The sequence below is a fragment of the Archaeoglobus sp. UBA230 genome (assembly GCA_002507545.1).
Taxonomy (GTDB): domain Archaea; phylum Halobacteriota; class Archaeoglobi; order Archaeoglobales; family Archaeoglobaceae; genus Archaeoglobus.
On sequence record DAVR01000027.1, the window covers coordinates 1 to 16,954 of the forward strand.

The following is a 16,954-nucleotide window of genomic DNA, read 5'->3' on the forward strand; positions in this document are numbered from 1 at the left end:
CCATCGCCGTAATCGTTGACGATGACGGTAACATACTCCCGCCGGGAGAGGTGGGAGAGCTTGCCATTAGAGGCCCGCAGGTTATGAAGGGATACTGGAATCGCAAGGAGGAGACTGAGAAGACGCTGATAAACGGGTGGTTGCTGACGGGAGATATGGCAAAGATGGATGAGGATGGATACTTCTACATCGTAGACAGGAAGAAGGACATGATAATCGCTGGAGGTTTCAACATCTATCCAAGAGAGATTGAGGAGGTGCTTTACGAGCATCCAGCAGTGGCTGAGGCTGCTGTTATTGGTGTTCCCGATCCATACAGGGGTGAGACGGTAAAGGCATTCATTGAGCTCAAGCCGGGATGGAAGGGCAAGGTTAGTGAAGAAGAGATAATCAAGTTCTGCAAGGAAAGATTGGCTGCCTATAAGGTTCCGAAACTCGTGGAGTTCAGGGATGAATTGCCGAAGTCCTTGGTGGGTAAAGTGTTGAGGAGGGTGCTGAGGGAGGAGGTGAAAAAATCAGGTTAGCTATTTATTTTTTAGAAAACGGAAAAAATAATATTTGGGTAGGCTAAGCTGTAGACTATGTTTGGAAAAATGGTCGAGATTGCCGAGAACGTTTATGCCTACGTTCAGGGCAGTGGAGAATGGTTTGTTAACAATGCAGGGCTCATTGTCGGGGATAGCTATGCGGTCCTTGTGGATACACTTTCCAATGAACAGAGAGCAATGGAAATGAGAGAAAAAATCAGGAAAGTGACGGAAAAACCTGTTAAAATTCTTATTAACACCCACGGGCACCCAGATCACGTTTGGACAAATCATGTGTTCGATGCAATTGCAATTGCCCACGAAAATGGGAGAAAGGAGACGCTAACAGCCTTTGTGGATATCTATCGGACTCTTTTCCCAGATTTGGACTTCACTGGAGCCAAAATTACCCCACAGGATGTAACCTTCGAAAAGGAATTGAAAATTTACAATAGTAAGGAAATACACCTCGTTCATCCGGGAGTTGCTCACACCACGGGTGACTGCTATGTTTACTTGCCCCAAGAGAAAGTTGTTTTCTGCGGAGATTTGCTTTTTGCAAAGCCATGCACACCCTTAGCACTTGGCGGGTCGGTTGTAGGATATATTAAAGCTCTTGACGAGCTTCTGAACCTTGATGCGGAAATCTACGTTCCGGGACACGGAGAGGTGGCAGGAAAGGAGGAGGTTGCTGCGGCGAAGGAGTACCTTGAATTTGTTTATGAAGAAGCAAAGAAAAGGTTTGACAAGGGAATGGAGTGGTATGAAGCTGCACTTGACATTGATCTTGGAGAATACGGAGACTGGAGGGAGTCAGAGAGAATCGTGGGTAACATTGCAAGGGCATATGCAGAGCTGAAAGGGGAGGAAATGCAGTTTTCAGATATTGTAGAGGCTGGAAGGAGGATGCTTGAATACGGTAAAGAGGTCAGATAGCCCATTGTCGAGATTGGCTGTGTGTTTAGAATTCAGGTATTCTTTCCACCTTTTCTACTTCTGTTACCTCTATCTCCTTGCTCAGCACAGAGAGAAATTCTTTGGCTGGGATTGCACCTTCAGGAGCATGAACTCCCGGTTTGTCAATCTTACCTTCTGCAATCATAATTGCACCGAGTGCAGCCGGAAGAGCAGTTGCTTTAACTGCTGAAGCTTCCGCTACCCCGTAGAAAACCTCTCTTTTCTCACCACTTTTTTCTCCCACTACCCTTGTTCCAATTCCGACACCATAAAGTGCAAACTGCTCACCAAACCTCTTTACAGTTTCCTGTGTTATCCCAACTATTAGATCCACCGGCACTATCTCAGGAAGATGCTCTATGAGCTTCACCATTATGTCTCTTACAGCAACCTCATCCTTTCCAATAGGAATCTTCTTGAGTCCGGTAAAGCCCAGCATTGAGAAATACTTTGTTAGTTCAGCCATTATTGACGGCCAGACAGTCCCCTTATTTGTGACCCTCCTAACTTTTATGTAACGTGGAATCGTCACAGGTTCTGGATGTCCAACGTTGTAGACCTCCATACATCCAACTGGTTCCGGGAATTCCACAACTTCAGCATCGGATAAGGCAGGAACCTCAACCCACTCACCGTCACGGTAGGATGGTATATTTCCGTCAACTGCATGGAAGTAGTGGTCTATTATTGCAGGACCCATAGTTGGGTCAAGTGCTGTCCAAGCCCAGTAAGTGTCAATGCTCTCAACCACATCCATTCTCTCTGCCCCATATTTTGCTAAGATATTTGTAATTCCGGGTGTTGCTCCGAGTCCAATTACTGCTGTAACTCCCGCCTTTTCTGCATCACGGTTTAACTGAAGACAGGCACTGGTAGCATCGTAGTCATCATCAACGTCAACGAAGTTAACACCAGCTTCAATTACTGCCTCTAAGACTCTTTTCCCAAACCTGTGGTAGGGACCAATTGCACTGATCACAACATCCGAGCCCTTTGCAGCATCCTTTATGCTTCCAGCATCTGCTGCATCAACTTTCAAAGCCACTCCATCAACCTCTTTTGCAACTTCCTCGGCCTTCTTGACATTTATATCTCCTATAACTATTTCGGCTCCATCAGCATGTTTTGAAAGTTCCCGAACTATTCCAGAACCAATGTGTCCACCACCGCCAAGAACACAAAACTTCATTCTACCACCTCAAAACTATTTGATTAATTATTTTTTAAATTTTCGAACATTTTACACTTGATGGGGAGGTTAAAGAACTTGAAACAAAAATAGTGGCAAAGTTTTTAGAGCAGGCTGAAAAAATCTCTCGTCAATTGGACATTTAAAAAATTATTTATTATTCGTAAACCTTCTCCCACTCCTTGTACCAATCCATCGCATCCTTCTCCACATCTCTGTCCTTAGATGGTAAACCCATCATCTTGTAGGTTTCGTGCTGAATCAGCATCTTCATTATTTCATTGCTGCCGGTCCAGATGGGCGCGAGCCTCATATCTCTGAGCATCCTCTCAACTGGATATACCTGAGTGTATCCGATGCCACCGAGAATCTGCATCGCCTTGTTTACAACATCCCAGCCCACATCCGTGGCGAAATACTTGGCCTCACTGACAAGCCTTCTTGGATCGGGACCCTTTCCAGCATCATAAAGATCAACAGCCCTCGCTGCATTGTATGTTAAAGCCCTCGCCGCATCCAGCTTTGTAATGGCCTCTGCCACCATGAAGTTTACCCCCTGAAATTCCCTGATTTTCCTGCCGAAAGCCTTTCTCTTGTTTGAGTACTTTACCGCAACCTCCAATGCAGCTCTCGCAGTTCCAAGTGCCCCGGCTGCTGAAGTCATTCTTTCAGGGATCATCATTCTGTTGAAAACAGCTCTTGCACCATTAACTTCCCCAATCCTATACTCATCCGGAACTTCAACATCTTTGAAGACGATTCTTGCCGTGCCCATCCCTCTGAAACCCAGAAGGTTGTAGAGTTCCTCAATCTCAACACCCATATCTCTCTCAACCAAGAATGCAGTTAATGCCTTATGTCCTGGAGCATTCGGGTCAGTCCTTGCATAAATCAGGTAGAAGTCCGCTACCTTGCCTCCAGCTATAAACCTCTTCGCCCCATTCAACACCCAGACATTCCCCTTCTTCTCAGCTCTTGTCGTTGTTCCAAAGAAGTCGCTTCCACCTCTCGGCTCTGTCAAACCCTCGGCAGAAATTTTCTTTCCCTTGATTATTGGCTTCAGAAATTCCTCCTTCTGCCACTCTTGACCAAAGCGGTAAATTGCCTCTCCAACAATGCTCACCATCGCATAACTGCACCCGATTCCGTTTCCCAACACTCCGACCTCCTCAACAGCAACGCTCTCGGCACTCCAGCTCAATCCTCTCCCGCCGTATTCTTCCGGAAATCTCAGACCAAGCATATTCCTTTTCGCAGCCTCCTCAAGAAACTCAAAGGGGTAGTCAACCTCATCTCTATCCATCTTTCTGAGCAATTCTGGGTCAACTGCGTTAACAAGCTCCTTAGCCTCCTCTCTAATCTTGATCTCCTCCTCATTCAACAAAGCATCGTTTTCCAACATCCTACTCACCTAATACCTCTTTTCTTAACAATAGTTTGTTAATTTTTCCCGTGCTCGTGAGGGGCATGTCTCCTACGATCACAAATAAAATCTAATTTGGAAAATATTTAAACTTAACGTTAACGTTAACTGCTACTTTTCAAGTTCCTCAAGACGTTTAATGAGCATCTCCTTGATGTTCAGAATCTCTTCTTTAAGTAATTCAAGCTCTTTAATCTTTTCGTCAATCTCTTGGAGCTTTTTGTTGCCGTATTTTAGAGCTAACTTTATCTGCTCAGGTTCTCCTGCAACATCATACATCTCTATCATCTCTTTTATTTCATCCAGACTGAAACCCAGTCTTTTTCCACGAAGAATGAGCTTGAGCTTAGCTCTATCCTTTCTTGTGAATACTCTCTGATTTCCTGCTGTCCTCATGGGGGAGAGTAATCCAACCTCTTCGTAGTATCTTATCGTCCTCGTGCTGATGTCAAATTCCTTGGCAAGCTCTGAGATCGTGTACGTGTTCTTCCTTTTCTCAGAAGTTTTTCGATTCATTTCAGAGGTACTTACATTTCCTATTTTAAAATATTTTACCCTTAATGATTTATCTGATAAAATAGCGTAACGATATTAGATAAATACCTAAATGCAAAAAAATTTATATACTACTAAGTATAAGATTCAAATGTTGCGCTGATAGTAATTGGGGGTGAATAGTCATGGTTGAAGAGCTCACAGAAAAGGAAGAGCGAATAGTTTCGCTGCTTGCAGAGACGGGGTTAAATAGAAATATAGCCAAAGTTGTTGTATTCTTGGCAAAAGCCGGAGAAGCAGTTTCAAGAGATATCGAGAGGGCAGCAAATCTCAGACAACCAGAGGTCAGTCTTGCAATGAAGGACCTTAAAGACTGGGGATGGGTAAAGGAAAGAGAGCTAAAGAAGAAAGGAAAGGGAAGACCGCTTAAATGTTATAAACTCACCAGAGATTTGAAAGAAATAGTTTCCGAGCTCGTACAGAATAAGAGAGAAGAAATCAAGAAGATAGAAAAAGACTTAGAGGAACTTGAAGGATTGGTCGGACTCAAATAATGCATGTAGATAAAAAAATTGGGAGGAACTTCGTAAGGGTTACCGTCGAAAACGTGCTTATAATCTGCCATGGCCTCCCTTATGAATCAGGTTCTGTAGTGGAGAAAGGATATTCAACCCTTGCCAAATTTTTTGCCTCCAGAAGTCTTCCCTCAGTAATCTTTGACTTTTCTGGCACTGGGTTGAGTGAGGGAGTTTTCAGTTTGATGGCTTGGGTAGAGGATATTATTAACGTTTCACAGCATTTCGAGAGAGTATCACTTCTGGGATACAGCATGGGCGGTGCTGTTGCCGTAAAGGCTGCCACAGAGATAGAAAATCTTGAAAAACTTGTGCTTGCCGCATCTCCCTGCTGTGTTGATATGTTTGGTGAAAATGTTTTAAGAATGATTTATGAAAATGCAAGAATGAAAAATTTGCTGCGGGGAATCGGTGGCTATGAGGAATTCAAGGAATCATTTATCCACGAGTTTATAGAAATAGAGCCCAGAAAGTGGATTGACAGGATTGAGGTTCCAAAGCTCATAGTTCATGGACGAGAGGACTACATTGTACCTTTTGAAAATGCGCTAACACTCTTCGAACTCGCTAAGGAACCAAAGACATTCATCGAGTTGAAAAAAGGGAATCATTTTTTGAGACAGGATTTAGCAGTAAGTGAGCTGATAGCGAATTGGCTCTTAGGAAAAATAAAAGATAGAAAGCTGATTATTTAACTAATTTATCCAGAATGCTGACTATTTCCTCCCAAACTCCCTCAATGTCTTTTGTACCATCAACGTCGTAGAGAACACCCTTTTTTCTGTAATATTCTATTAGGGGCTCTGTGTTCTGTTTGTAAACCCTGTATCTCTCTCTCACTGTTTCTTCCTTGTCATCATCCCTCTGGTAAAGCTCTCCACCACACTTGTCACACTTATTGTCTTCCTTCGGAGGGGCGTAGATCAGGTGGTAGACTGCTCCACACTTCTTGCACGTCCTGCGGTTTACTATTCTCTTAACTACCTCCTCCTCAGGAACGGCTATGTTTATGACTGCATCAATTTTCTTCCCAAGCTCCTCGAGCATCTCATCGAGAGCTTCGGCTTGGGCAAGAGTTCTTGGGAAACCATCAAGAATGAAACCCTTCTCACAGTCTGGCTGCTGCAACCTCTCCTTCACGATTCCAATTACGACCTCATCGGGTACAAGCTCTCCCTTATCCATATATTCCTTGGCTCTCTTCCCAAGCTCAGTACCTTTAGCAACCGCCTCTCTTAGCATGTCACCAGTTGAAATCTGAGGAATACCGTATTTCTCCACTGCTCTCTTTGCCTGAGTTCCCTTTCCAGCTCCCGGAGCACCGAGAAAAATCAGGTTCATGTGCTCTCTAAACGATTGCAGCTTTAAATTTTTTGATTTTTGTAATATTACTGTTCAACTCAGTTCAAACTTTTGATAAAATTTTCTTTAAATCTACCTCTTCCATCAACCTCTTCTTCATGCCTTCAACAATTTCTATCCGCCTCTTTTTGTTCTTTTTCTCTATTATCTTCCTTTCCCAGGGAAAAGAGAGCAATGGTATTCTCTCGTCACTGTAGTATATTAGAGGGGTTACTATGGACTCTATCCTAACCGTGTCCACACCAGCGTTACTCAGAGCTTTAATCAACGACACGAGGAGTGGAACCTTTGTTCCACCATCTATGAACACTTTCTCGCCAAATTCAAGTTCGGAAAAAAGCTCGTCTTTCACAAACTCGTTCTGCAATCTGTGTTTCCTCACCACCTCTCTCTCATCCACCTCTATGCCTTTCCTTAAATCTCTCGAGAGCTTTATTAGTGTGAAGGCAATCACAACCCACTCGAAAAAATTTGCAAGGCCCGGCCTGTCATAAAGGGCTGGGCGAATTACTACAGTGTAAAAGGTCAGGATGAACAGAATCAGAATAAAAAAGGACCTCTCGTTTCTGATCCACTCTGCAAGCTCGCCTTCATATGCATTTGAGAGAGAGGTAATTGCGAAGATCAGGAAAAGGGCTAAGGATGGTATTGCCAGAGAGGGTATTCCAAATGTGGATGAAAGCCCTGAAAATATAACGTATGAAGACACACCGGCAAGAGTAAGGGAGGTGGCGGATATTGCAGACTGGTAGAGCGGGTTGGTTGAAAAGGTAATGTAAGAGAAGGCTATCGAGCCCACAAAGATTGCCAGAGGCAGTCTCAGAGAATTATAGACGAGGTAGTACTGAGGGTATCCGACGAAAAGTAGGGAGTTAAAAAGAATGTCAAGGGAGACTATCAGCAGAAAGGGAATCAAGATAAGTCTGTACTGCTCGTATCTTTCGAGAGATGCGATGAGTGAGTACAAGACTACGAGCAGGACCAGAGACAGTGTTTGGAATTCATCAGCGGCGATATAGGATTTTCCAAAAATCAGAGCCTGGTTGAGAATGATAAAGTAGATGATGAAAGCCGTGGAAATTCCGCCAATCAATTTAGAGGTTCTCATTTCTCACCACCCTGAGATAATCTTGAAAAGCCTCTAAAAATTCTTTCCTGCTGTATTCTCTTTTTCCATACTTGCCCTGCTCGAAGTATTTTAGCAGGACGGGTGCTTTAACTCCCAGTTTCTCCATAATCTCCCTTCCAGTCAGACTTTCAACATTTTCAAATCTTTTTCTGGCAATTTTTTCAAGCTTCCTGACTATTTCTGCGATCCCGTCTGAGTAGGGCACGATTTTTATTTCAAGCTCTCCTCTCATCCTCTTCCTCCCATGCTGTTTCTCCGCTATAATTCTCTTAGTCCCGTAACTGCTGAACCTCAGTTCAAGAGAGTCGGTGAAATCCGCAACACCATTTCCTTCAACCCTGATAAAAGCTGGTTCCTCGAGCAAAATCCTTACCTTCTCTCCAGCATCCCACACGTTGGGAAGTTCAGGATGCTCTTTCTCAGCAATTATCTTTATTTCCTCCTCTTTCCAGAGAGTTCGGTAGAGGTAGTATAGCGATGCTGCAACTGCAGCAATGATCGCTGGTATAAAGACAAAAATCGGGAAAGAGAAACTTATGTCCTTCACTGCGGGAAAGTATCTCTCACTGCCCGAATAAATTATCAGCCCACCTTCAAAGTTCTCTGGGACATCGAACTCTGCAATTCCGTTTTCAAGCTCTTTTTTGATTCCATTCAGTTCAACAAACCCATCCGCTGGTTTCCCCTCACTATCCTTTACGATCACTCTGAGTTTCTCCCCATATCTCTGTGTTTCTATCTCCACATTCCGTTTGGAGAAAACCGTCTTCTTTTCCGAGTAAAGAAAATCCACCACTGTAAAGTTCAGCTCGTTCATTCCGAGCTTCAGCGGCATCTTAGATGAGAAGTTTCCGTTGCTGACATTGACCATAACACCATTGATAAGAAGGGTTGCGTTAACGGGCTTTCCGTTGAACAGAACTTTTCCCGTAACGTTCCCTCCCTCTTTTATACTTTCATTGACTACGATTGAGACTTCTCCTGCCTGAACTTTCCTAACAAAGGTAGATGGAAGCAAATAGCCCTGCCCGGGAAATAAGAGCTTTATTTCATGTTCTCCCTCTGTCAGGCTGAGATATGCTTCAAAATACCCCTTTTTAACATCAATCTTGCTGCAGGAATTATCAACGCAGAGATTAATGTAGCCCGTGTAAGGCCTATCTGTCTCCAGTTTACCCCTCAATTGGAACTGCTTTGCCACTCTGTCGGGTAGAGTCACGTTGATCTTCGGCCTGTAATAAATCTCCACCTCTGGATCGCTCCAAGATTCGATGTGATAAAGACTTCCTGTGTAGTGGGCAACAACGTTGTATCTGCCAGTTATTTCTGGAGCTCTGAGCTTTGCTTCAAATGTTCCATTGACTTCTACAATCCCAACCATCAAACCCTTCTTGCTATTTTTATCCTTCTTCAAAAATATTTCAACATATCCTTTCACGGGATTTCCGTTTTTGTCTGTAACCTTTCCCTTAACTGTAAAATTCTCTCCAGCAATGAGCTTTGGGTCTACATAAGTTATCTTCGTCTCAGTCTCTATTCCAACACCTTTTGGAGAGGGGTCGAACTCCACCCACCCCTCTTTGAACTTCACCTCAGCCCATACATAGGCGTCTGATGCAAAAATCGTCTGATTTTCAGAAGTAGGATCGGCAAGATAACCAAAAACAACTCTTGAAGGATAGCCAAGGGATTGAGTAAGTAAAACGAACGCGGATGCAAATTCTCTGGCTGTGCCAACTCTCGTTTTGAAAAGGAACTCCTTAACATCAGTCCCTTTTCCAAGATAGGCATTGACATAGTTTTCCTTCAGATACCTCTGGATCGCCATCACCCTTTCGTAATCATTCGTTGCATTAGCCGTGATTCTCTCTGCGAGGTTTCTTATTTCTGGATCGCTGTAAGGCTCGATTTTCCCGTCAATTGTGGTCGGAGTAATATTTTCTGCGGTCGAGTAGCCGTAGTAGGGGTCTTTTACGGATTTTACACTGAAGACACCTTTGTCGGAGTCGTAGCACTCGTAGAGTTCTGGATTAATTTTAAGGGGGGTGATTCCCTTCGTGTCCTTTGAAACTGGAAGATAGTCTGTTAAAGCCAGAATTGGCGTTACCTTGAACTTTTTCGAAAAGAGGGGGATTGAAGGTTGGGAGCATGAAAGCCTATCTGGAACCCAGACATTGTTCTCGTATACAGAGGATGTATAGAGCCTGAGGTAGTTTGTGGTGTTATCGAGCCCCTCAACAAAGAAGATTGGAACGTTGGGAGGGTTGAAGGGGTTCCTCAGGTTACTGAAATCCGACAGTGCTGCACCCCCCTCAGTTCCACTACTATCCCCACCATTGCCTGCACTCTCTGTCAGAATCTCTCCTCCTAAAACGAAGCTCTGATTGGGTATTGAAGTCTGATAGGTCTGATACTCATATGATTTTGCACCATTCCCACTTGGTGGCCTTGTGTTTCCCTCACCAATCAAACCTTCAAAACCGGTTTTGCTGAAATCAAGGGAAGAGATAAAAGAGGATAGGAAGGATATCGAAAGTATTAGCAAGGCGAAACCTACAATCTTTTTCAGCATCAACAAAGGATAGTTGCACCCGTTAATATTTCTGTCGGCACAATTCGTACATCAGTATACCCGCAGCGACACTCAGGTTCAAGCTTGAAGTTTTTCCAGAGCCTAGTATTTTCACTACCGCGTCACATTGCTTTTTAACTGGCTGTGACACTCCTTTGTCCTCACCTCCAACGACGATTGCAGCGGGGTTGGTGAAGCTAACGTTTCTCAAATCCTCTCCATCAAGATCAGCAGCAAGGGTCATGAAACCATACTTTTTAAGCTTCTTAAGGGCTGAAGCAATGTTTTCCACTCTTGCAATAGGGATGTGGAAGACTGCTCCGGCTGACGCCCTCAATGCCCCCTCACCAATCCCTCCACCTTTTCGCTTTGGTATAACCGCTCCTGCAGACCCAAAGAACTCTGCCGTCCTAATGCAAGCTCCAATGTTCCTCTGATCAACGACATTATCGAGAAACAGTATGAAGGAGTTGCTGCTTATGGCCTTGTTGATAATTTCATCAAAGCCTGAGAATTTTACTGGAGATACATCTGCAATTATCTTCTCTTTCATTGGAACCCTGTAAACTGGAACACCCTGCTTCTTCGCCATGCTCAATATTTCTTGAATTCTGCGAGTTTTCTCTCCAGAATAAAGTATCTTATTTACCCTGTTCTCTTTCAAAGCCTCTGTGATGCTGTTGAGGTCTTTCAGTTTCATCGGAGTAAGTTATCTCTCAAATAAAATAGACTTTTCCATCCACTCTGGAACTTTTGCAGCGCTAAAAGCAGAAAACATCTCAATATTCTAAACAGCAGAACACTATGGCACCAGCAAAAATCCATTACAAAATGCCGAATCATTTAAAGATGCTCTTTTGAATATTAGTATATTGTTCACGGTTAGTGCAAGCATGAGTAATGACGCTACCATTCCTACAAGTGCTATACCTCTGCCTAATTTTTAAAAAAAATGAGAATGTTTTTCCTCATTGAACTACCCTCACGAAATTTTCTCCTATGAAAAACTTCCCACCTATTTCACCGATCACAAACACAGTAACGTTCCCTTCCCTAAGCATCCTCTTCACTTCCTGCCTGTCAAACTTGACCATCAGTTCTGGATATCCATCTCCATCTCTGTCCTTGATCTTTGGATGTCTGATAAATCCGTACTTGGTGTCGTTTACAGCCGGAACTACTCCGTTCAGGTAGACTGTAGAGATGTCTATCTTGCCAACATCATAACCCGGAATCTCTATCCACGCTGTTACCCATTTACCCTTAGACTGAGGTTTATCGTTTTGGGATATATGTCAACGCTTGCGTTTACGAATTCAACCTCATCTATCTCTGCTGTTATGTTATCTGCAATCCAGCCCAAGACAGTTTGCTGAACGCTCATACCTTCCAGTATTGTCCTGTTGTAGTTGATGATTGTTTCGTTCGGTACTTCACCACTGATTGTCTGGCTAAAATAAGTACTTCATAAAATCAACCTTACCGAAATAGCGAACCTGAATCCAAATTGCTACCGCTATTATGAATTTGATACTAACTGGATTGAAGAAAATAAGACCCAGAGCTACGAGTACTTTCATTCTTGCGTTAAGCGTAATCTTACGTCTTTTGTAGTCCCACAACACTACTAAGGAACACGCAAACGGGTAATATAGCGGTGAAAAAATTATTAAAAACAAAGAAAAAAGAATATATGCCTCAGGTGGATGATAAATTGATACCAGTACACTACCGTTGAGAACTGCGCGTAGATAGTCAATGATGTATTCTAAGACAATCCAGTGAATACTTGGCATAATTAGAGCAATTATCATCTTTCTCCAATCTAATTTAAAGAATGTCCTCAGCGACGACATATCACTTTCACTACATCTTTACCATAGAATTGGGTTTCGCTGGTTTCACCAGTAATGATGACCTTATTCCTCCCGCAGTCAAGCATTTCCATGGCTTGCCATCAGTATGTGTTTTATTTTTGAATTTAATAACCTTGATCTTCATGGGAGACACTGTATGGTTGAGCTTTATCGATGATTCGTTAAGTTTTCCTGTTGGCATTTCCACGAATGCAATCATGTGTTTGAAGCATTTGTGGAGGACTGGTGGAATCAGTCTAATTTCAACTTCTTTACCAACATATCCATTTGTCGTTTTAATTTCTCCCTGTCTGTCTCACAATAATCATCGGCTGAAATGACTGAATTTCCCTACAGTCATCAGTACACGTCCGGTTCATCTGGTCTGCTATAACAATATTTATCGAAAATAGCACTATAGCTATACAGAGTATAGCTCGAATCATATGCTCTCAAATGTCATAAAGTATTTAAACTTTACGATTTTCGAGAGCGGCATGTAAGAGATGTGTAAATGTACTTAGCATCCAAAAAATTTAATATCCTTTCTGCTTACCAAAACACAAGGGGTCGTGGCGTAGCCAGGAAGCGCGGCGGGCTCCAGCGGCGTGATGAATGATGGGTCTGCTGAATTGTGATGACCCGTTGGAGCACTGACCCGAAGAGACCCGCCAGTCGTGGGTTCAAATCCCACCGGCCCCATCCCCACATGGGTTCGTAACCTCCACACTTCAATATTTATCCTCCTGTCAAAATACCAGAGCACCAATAACCGCCCACGTTCAGCAACCTGATCAACTGTAACCGTCCCCTTATACTCAAGCTTTCTCCCACAGATCGGGCAATACTCATGAGTCTCCTTCTTTACCCTCTCAATCGCCTCCAAAACCTTCTCGCCGCTAACCCCAAAAGACCTCCTCCAATCGTTCATGAATCCAAAATTTGACGTCCTGTTTGAGTACTCCACAAGGTATCTCACCCATTCTCTATCAAAATCACCAAGATCCTCAGCTTTTATCCCACCATAGAAAAACTCGTTCAAATCCACAATCGCCTTTCTCGAATTATACCTCAAATGATGTACAATTCTACCAGCAGCCTCAAAATCTCCATCTTTCAAATTCAACCAAACATAAGAGTTATAAACGTTGAAAGAATCAAAATCTTCCTCCACAAAAGGGTTTATCCACACTCTTATCTCAGAAAACCGCTCTTTCCTCAACAACGCAAAAAACTCATCTCTCCAGATTCTTCTTAGCTCCCTAAGCCACTCCTTCGAGATATAGGGTGTAAATCTCACCAGCTCTCCGTTATTCATCACAACGTTGAACAAACAAACGTGATTATGGACATGCGCACTAAGCGGGTTACTGCTACTCCAGAGGTGGACGTTCATCATTCCTCCTGCTTTAATCTCTCCCTTAATCGGCGCATTTTCATGTTTTTTAAGATACTTCCTTAGGAACTTATCAATAGCCCGTCTTGTCGCCTTTCGCATAAGCTCCTCTACCCGCCCCTTCTTCTCAGGTCTCGCAAGAATATAATCCCTCAAACCTCTACTGACCTGCTCTGGAACCGTGAACACTAACCACAAAAGCGCCAAATCATTCTTATAATGTGCCACCTGCTTAACCTCACCATCAAAAACCCTATAACTCTTAACGCCTCTCTCCCTCATCGTCTCCACTATCACTTTAAGCTGTTCGATCTTCTGAGCGCTGTATCTCTTCGAAACGCTGTATTTCCGTAAAGGATGAATCCTGCCCACATGAACCTTAACTCGCTTCCTCCTCTCACCATCTTCAACAACAAAACTCTTCTCAAAACTCGGCGCTGCCTTGAAAATCTCTCCATGCTTAGGGCAAACGTACTCATCAAACAAGATTACAGCACTATATGCGTCCTCTGAATAGCCAAGCTCCTTTAAAACAGCAGCAAACTCAGGATGAACCTCAACCCTCGTGTAGCCATAATCCACTATGCTATAGCCATCAAGATCCACCTCATCAAGCCCCCTAATCCTGAACGCCTGCAAAGTAGTAACACACTTCAAACCAAAAAGGTCAAACACTTCTCGCAGCTTCTCAGTATCTCTTTTATTCTCTTCCTTATATTTATTGCCAAAATTACCCACCTGTAGTGGATTATAAGAGGGTGAACATAAACCCGTGGGGCTGGTGGGATAAGAATGGGTCGGTCGTGGGTCGGTTTTTATAGATTCCTTATTATTTATCCTTGGGGATTCCTTAGGGTTAAGTAGTGTTGTTGGGTTGATGCCGGCGATGAGCATCTTAAGCTCTATTATGCGGTCAGGGTTGCGCTGTTGTGGTGGTTTACTGAGTTCCATTTGGAGAGCCTGTTCAGCCCATTCCTTCACCAGATCATAATCGCCTATCTTAGAGATGTCCGTTCTTTGCCCGCCGTATACTCCAACAATCTTTCCAACGTTGTCTTTCTCAAAAATGAGAGCATTACTATATGGAATTACAACAACCTCAGCAGGTTTTAAAACGTAAACCTCGCCGTCCTCGCCCAAAAACTCAACTTCCTGATCTAAAAAAGGTGTTGTTGCGAAGACGGCCCGTTTCATTGTTTATCTCTTTCTCTTCTCCAGAACCACACGTAAAATCTACCTTTAGCCCTTCCTCGTGTTCTGCTGCCCACCATTATTTTCCAGTGTCCGTACGCCATAACTCTAAAAAAATAATAGTTAGATCTCTGCCCCCAGCAACTTCTTAAGCTCGTCCTGTGCAGTCTTCGCTATTGTTTTAAGGTCTCCAAACTGGCTTATGAAATCAACCGGGCTGACTCTCCCCTGCCAGACCGTTATGTAGTCGTCGTTATCTCCCCTCTTGCTCACCCTCACGCTTATGCTGCCGCCTTCCCATACACTGAAGCTCAGCATTCCGTTGTTCGTAAAGATATTCACAGTCTCAATCGGCCTTCTCTTACCGTTCCCCTCTTCCTTCCTCTCTTCCTTCCCAACCTCAACCTTTTTATTCTCCTTCTCCACCATACACAACACCTCCTTTCCTTCTGCTCCCCGCCGGAATTGCACCGGCTGAACCGCTGTCTCGATGGGGAGCATTCTTTCTGTTCTTCTCCCACCACTCTCTAAACGCCTCCACCGCCTCACAAAACCGATCAAGAACGTCGTAATCCATCATCAATCCTCCTCAAAAATAGAAACAAGCTCCTCGGGTGGGATATTCTCAATTAAATGCTTCACGTTCTTTAGTATTGTCTTCCTGAAGACCACTGGATCTTTGTTAAGTTCTCGCCCAAGAATTCTCGCCATTTTGCCCAGCTCTGGATACACTACTCTCGGCATTTTACACTCCACCCGCACCTGCTGCATCTCCAGCCCTCTTCAGTTTCCTCGAGGATCCCGCCACAAGGACAATAGCCAGAATCAACGAACTGCTGGAGCATGCTTAACCCTCCAGTTTCCTAACTTCAAATCCGTTTTCTCCAACTCTAATTAGAACCTGCTCGCCGTTTTCGAAGTCAAGGATTTTTACAAGAGCTTTTGGTACGTAGATTCTCCCTGTTCCTTTTTGGTCGATGTGATATCTACCCACCCCCACACATATATCCCTCATTCTATCACCTTCGACAGAATTCTACAACCAATCTATTTAACACTTTCGATAACCTTCGATAATATTCGACAGACAAGACTAAGCTTAAGAATGCTACAGCCCACGGTAATCTATGACCGAAGAAGATAGAGTCCTCATTGTGTCTGTTGGTAAGATTCACATCGACTCCAAAGGAGCAGGACGCATATATCTCAAAAAGAAGGTAGTTGAAGCCCTTGAAAAGATTGGAATTCAGCATGGTGATGAACTCAGGATAGAAGTCAAAGATGGAAAGCTCATTATCACAAAACTTTGAGCAACTTTTATCAGACATGTCCACCATTGTAGGGCTATGTCCAGTTTTGTAACGGTCGGCAGAATCTACATAGACAAAGACGGTGCCGGTAGATTGTATCTCAAAAAGAGGGTCATGGACGCCTTGAATTTTGAGCATGGTGAAGAGGTTAGAATCGAGGTCTTCCCTGAAGAGAACAAGATCATAGTGACGAAGCTCTGACAACTCAAATCACCTCCGCGTCGCTCAGGATCTCGCAATCTCCGTCGCTGTCGATCAGAACAGACTTGGCGCCGAGCAGACCCTTCGCGACGAGGTCCTTCTTTATCAGCTCCCTGATGTACGCCGAGATCGTGTCCCAGCCCTCTATGCGCATCGCCTTCCTGATCAGCCCCTCCCACATTTCGGGCACATCCGAACAAACCTTCAACTCGCAACACCTCCTAAATGACCCTTAGTATCTTTTAAGATACCAAAATATTTATAGGTTTCGTTAAGAATACATAGTATCCTTAAATATGGAAATTGTATAAATCGCTCCAAAGTGATTTTGTATTCAATGCCTCGCAAAAGGGAACATTTGCTTGATTTCTTGGACTTTGTGTCTTTCAAACTACTGTCTGAGTTGAAGGGATCCCCAAAAACATTTACAGAGTTGTTTAACGTTTCTGGATTGTCTAAAAGAAACTTTGATAGACGAATTAAAGAGCTTATCGAGTTGAAATTGGTTGATGAAGTTCTGATCCCAGATCCAAAAACTGGTAGGAAAAAGAAGAGATACACTCTCACAGACTTCGGTCGCTTTGTCTTGGAAAAGCTGGAGGAGATTGAGGAATACCCGAAGAGGTAACCTTTATCAACTTTTGTTAGCAGATTATCAAATATGCAGGAATCAGTTTCGCTTGTTGACCTTCTCAATGAACTCAGAGAAATCAAGAGGAGGATCGAACGAATGGAGGAATCCATAGAGGAGCTAATAGATTCAACGCTGAC

The 16,954-nt window shown here is 43.6% G+C and carries 21 protein-coding genes and 1 tRNA gene; 8 read left to right on the forward strand and 14 right to left on the reverse strand.

The window, feature by feature from the left end; all coding sequences use genetic code 11:
• Positions 1-524 (forward strand): AMP-binding enzyme (locus BP688_RS07930; protein ID WP_290624586.1); only part of this gene is annotated, 524 nt, incomplete at its 5' end.
• Positions 525-581: 57 nt separating this feature from the next.
• Positions 582-1,463, forward strand: coding sequence for an MBL fold metallo-hydrolase (locus tag BP688_RS07935; protein ID WP_290596775.1), 882 nt, complete (start codon positions 582-584; stop codon positions 1,461-1,463).
• Between the two features lie 25 nt (positions 1,464-1,488).
• On the opposite strand, the gene BP688_RS07940 is transcribed toward BP688_RS07935, so the two are convergent.
• The 3 genes from BP688_RS07940 to BP688_RS07950 form a co-directional block, all read right to left on the reverse strand.
• Positions 1,489-2,673 carry a saccharopine dehydrogenase family protein gene (locus BP688_RS07940; protein WP_290596774.1) on the reverse strand — a complete coding sequence of 395 codons (1,185 nt, stop codon included), beginning with the start codon at positions 2,671-2,673 and terminating at the stop codon, positions 1,489-1,491.
• Between the two features lie 157 nt (positions 2,674-2,830).
• Positions 2,831-4,075, reverse strand: a complete 1,245-nt coding sequence (locus BP688_RS07945; protein ID WP_290624072.1) for an acyl-CoA dehydrogenase family protein — start codon at positions 4,073-4,075, stop codon at positions 2,831-2,833.
• A 132-nt stretch (positions 4,076-4,207) separates the two neighbouring features.
• On the reverse strand, positions 4,208-4,612 hold the full coding sequence (locus BP688_RS07950; RefSeq protein ID WP_290596772.1) for a MerR family transcriptional regulator: 405 nt from the start codon (positions 4,610-4,612) through the stop codon (positions 4,208-4,210).
• 164 nt (positions 4,613-4,776) lie between these two features.
• On the opposite strand from BP688_RS07950, the gene BP688_RS07955 reads away from it, so the two are divergent.
• Positions 4,777-5,145 (forward strand): ArsR family transcriptional regulator, encoded by a 369-nt coding sequence (locus tag BP688_RS07955; protein WP_290596771.1) that lies wholly within the window; start codon positions 4,777-4,779, stop codon positions 5,143-5,145.
• A complete protein-coding gene (locus BP688_RS07960; RefSeq protein WP_290596770.1) occupies positions 5,145-5,861 on the forward strand; it encodes an alpha/beta hydrolase in 717 nt (238 codons plus the stop codon). The genes BP688_RS07955 and BP688_RS07960 overlap by 1 nt, the downstream gene beginning before the upstream one ends.
• Here BP688_RS07960 and BP688_RS07965 read toward each other — a convergent pair.
• The 6 genes from BP688_RS07965 to BP688_RS07990 all read right to left on the reverse strand — a co-directional run bounded on the left by BP688_RS07965 (position 5,854) and on the right by BP688_RS07990 (position 11,613).
• Complete coding sequence (locus BP688_RS07965) at positions 5,854-6,507, reverse strand: adenylate kinase (protein ID WP_290596769.1); 654 nt, start codon at positions 6,505-6,507, stop codon at positions 5,854-5,856. The genes BP688_RS07960 and BP688_RS07965 overlap by 8 nt on opposite strands.
• A gap of 64 nt (positions 6,508-6,571) precedes the next feature.
• Positions 6,572-7,636, reverse strand: coding sequence for a hypothetical protein (locus BP688_RS07970; RefSeq protein WP_290596768.1), 1,065 nt, complete (start codon positions 7,634-7,636; stop codon positions 6,572-6,574).
• The gene (locus tag BP688_RS07975; RefSeq protein ID WP_290596767.1) at positions 7,623-10,229 is read right to left on the reverse strand and encodes a transglutaminase-like domain-containing protein; all 2,607 of its coding nucleotides are present in this window, start codon (positions 10,227-10,229) and stop codon (positions 7,623-7,625) included. Before BP688_RS07975 ends, BP688_RS07970 begins: the two co-directional genes overlap by 14 nt.
• A gap of 22 nt (positions 10,230-10,251) precedes the next feature.
• Positions 10,252-10,929 carry a 23S rRNA (guanosine(2251)-2'-O)-methyltransferase RlmB gene (gene rlmB, locus BP688_RS07980; protein WP_290596766.1) on the reverse strand — a complete coding sequence of 226 codons (678 nt, stop codon included), beginning with the start codon at positions 10,927-10,929 and terminating at the stop codon, positions 10,252-10,254.
• A gap of 268 nt (positions 10,930-11,197) precedes the next feature.
• Positions 11,198-11,323, reverse strand: a complete 126-nt coding sequence (locus BP688_RS07985; protein ID WP_290596765.1) for a hypothetical protein — start codon at positions 11,321-11,323, stop codon at positions 11,198-11,200.
• A 155-nt stretch (positions 11,324-11,478) separates the two neighbouring features.
• Entirely contained in the window at positions 11,479-11,613 is a 135-nt protein-coding gene (locus BP688_RS07990) for a hypothetical protein (protein ID WP_290596764.1), read from the reverse strand.
• Between the two features lie 1,038 nt (positions 11,614-12,651).
• Between BP688_RS07990 and BP688_RS07995 the strand changes: the two genes are divergently transcribed.
• Positions 12,652-12,787: transfer RNA gene (locus BP688_RS07995), tRNA-Trp, on the forward strand.
• A gap of 2,008 nt (positions 12,788-14,795) precedes the next feature.
• On the opposite strand, the gene BP688_RS08000 is transcribed toward BP688_RS07995, so the two are convergent.
• The 4 genes from BP688_RS08000 to BP688_RS08015 form a co-directional block, all read right to left on the reverse strand.
• A complete protein-coding gene (locus tag BP688_RS08000; RefSeq protein WP_290624073.1) occupies positions 14,796-15,101 on the reverse strand; it encodes a hypothetical protein in 306 nt (101 codons plus the stop codon).
• Entirely contained in the window at positions 15,082-15,252 is a 171-nt protein-coding gene (locus BP688_RS08005) for a hypothetical protein (protein WP_290624074.1), read from the reverse strand. Before BP688_RS08005 ends, BP688_RS08000 begins: the two co-directional genes overlap by 20 nt.
• A complete protein-coding gene (locus BP688_RS08010; RefSeq protein WP_290624076.1) occupies positions 15,252-15,443 on the reverse strand; it encodes a hypothetical protein in 192 nt (63 codons plus the stop codon). The genes BP688_RS08005 and BP688_RS08010 overlap by 1 nt, the downstream gene beginning before the upstream one ends.
• 76 nt (positions 15,444-15,519) lie before the next feature.
• Positions 15,520-15,687, reverse strand: coding sequence for an AbrB/MazE/SpoVT family DNA-binding domain-containing protein (locus BP688_RS08015; RefSeq protein ID WP_290624078.1), 168 nt, complete (start codon positions 15,685-15,687; stop codon positions 15,520-15,522).
• 112 nt (positions 15,688-15,799) lie between these two features.
• On the opposite strand from BP688_RS08015, the gene BP688_RS08020 reads away from it, so the two are divergent.
• Both BP688_RS08020 and BP688_RS08025 read left to right on the forward strand, forming a co-directional pair.
• Entirely contained in the window at positions 15,800-15,982 is a 183-nt protein-coding gene (locus tag BP688_RS08020; RefSeq protein WP_290624080.1) for a hypothetical protein, read from the forward strand.
• A gap of 36 nt (positions 15,983-16,018) precedes the next feature.
• Positions 16,019-16,183, forward strand: a complete 165-nt coding sequence (locus tag BP688_RS08025) for a hypothetical protein (protein WP_290624082.1) — start codon at positions 16,019-16,021, stop codon at positions 16,181-16,183.
• Positions 16,184-16,187: 4 nt separating this feature from the next.
• Here the strand turns inward: BP688_RS08025 and BP688_RS08030 are convergent, their stop codons facing one another.
• Complete coding sequence (locus BP688_RS08030; protein ID WP_290624084.1) at positions 16,188-16,391, reverse strand: hypothetical protein; 204 nt, start codon at positions 16,389-16,391, stop codon at positions 16,188-16,190.
• 129 nt (positions 16,392-16,520) lie between these two features.
• Here BP688_RS08030 and BP688_RS08035 point away from each other — a divergent pair, with 129 nt between their 5' ends.
• Positions 16,521-16,811, forward strand: a complete 291-nt coding sequence (locus tag BP688_RS08035; protein ID WP_290624588.1) for a winged helix-turn-helix domain-containing protein — start codon at positions 16,521-16,523, stop codon at positions 16,809-16,811.
• Positions 16,812-16,954 lie beyond the last annotated feature (143 nt).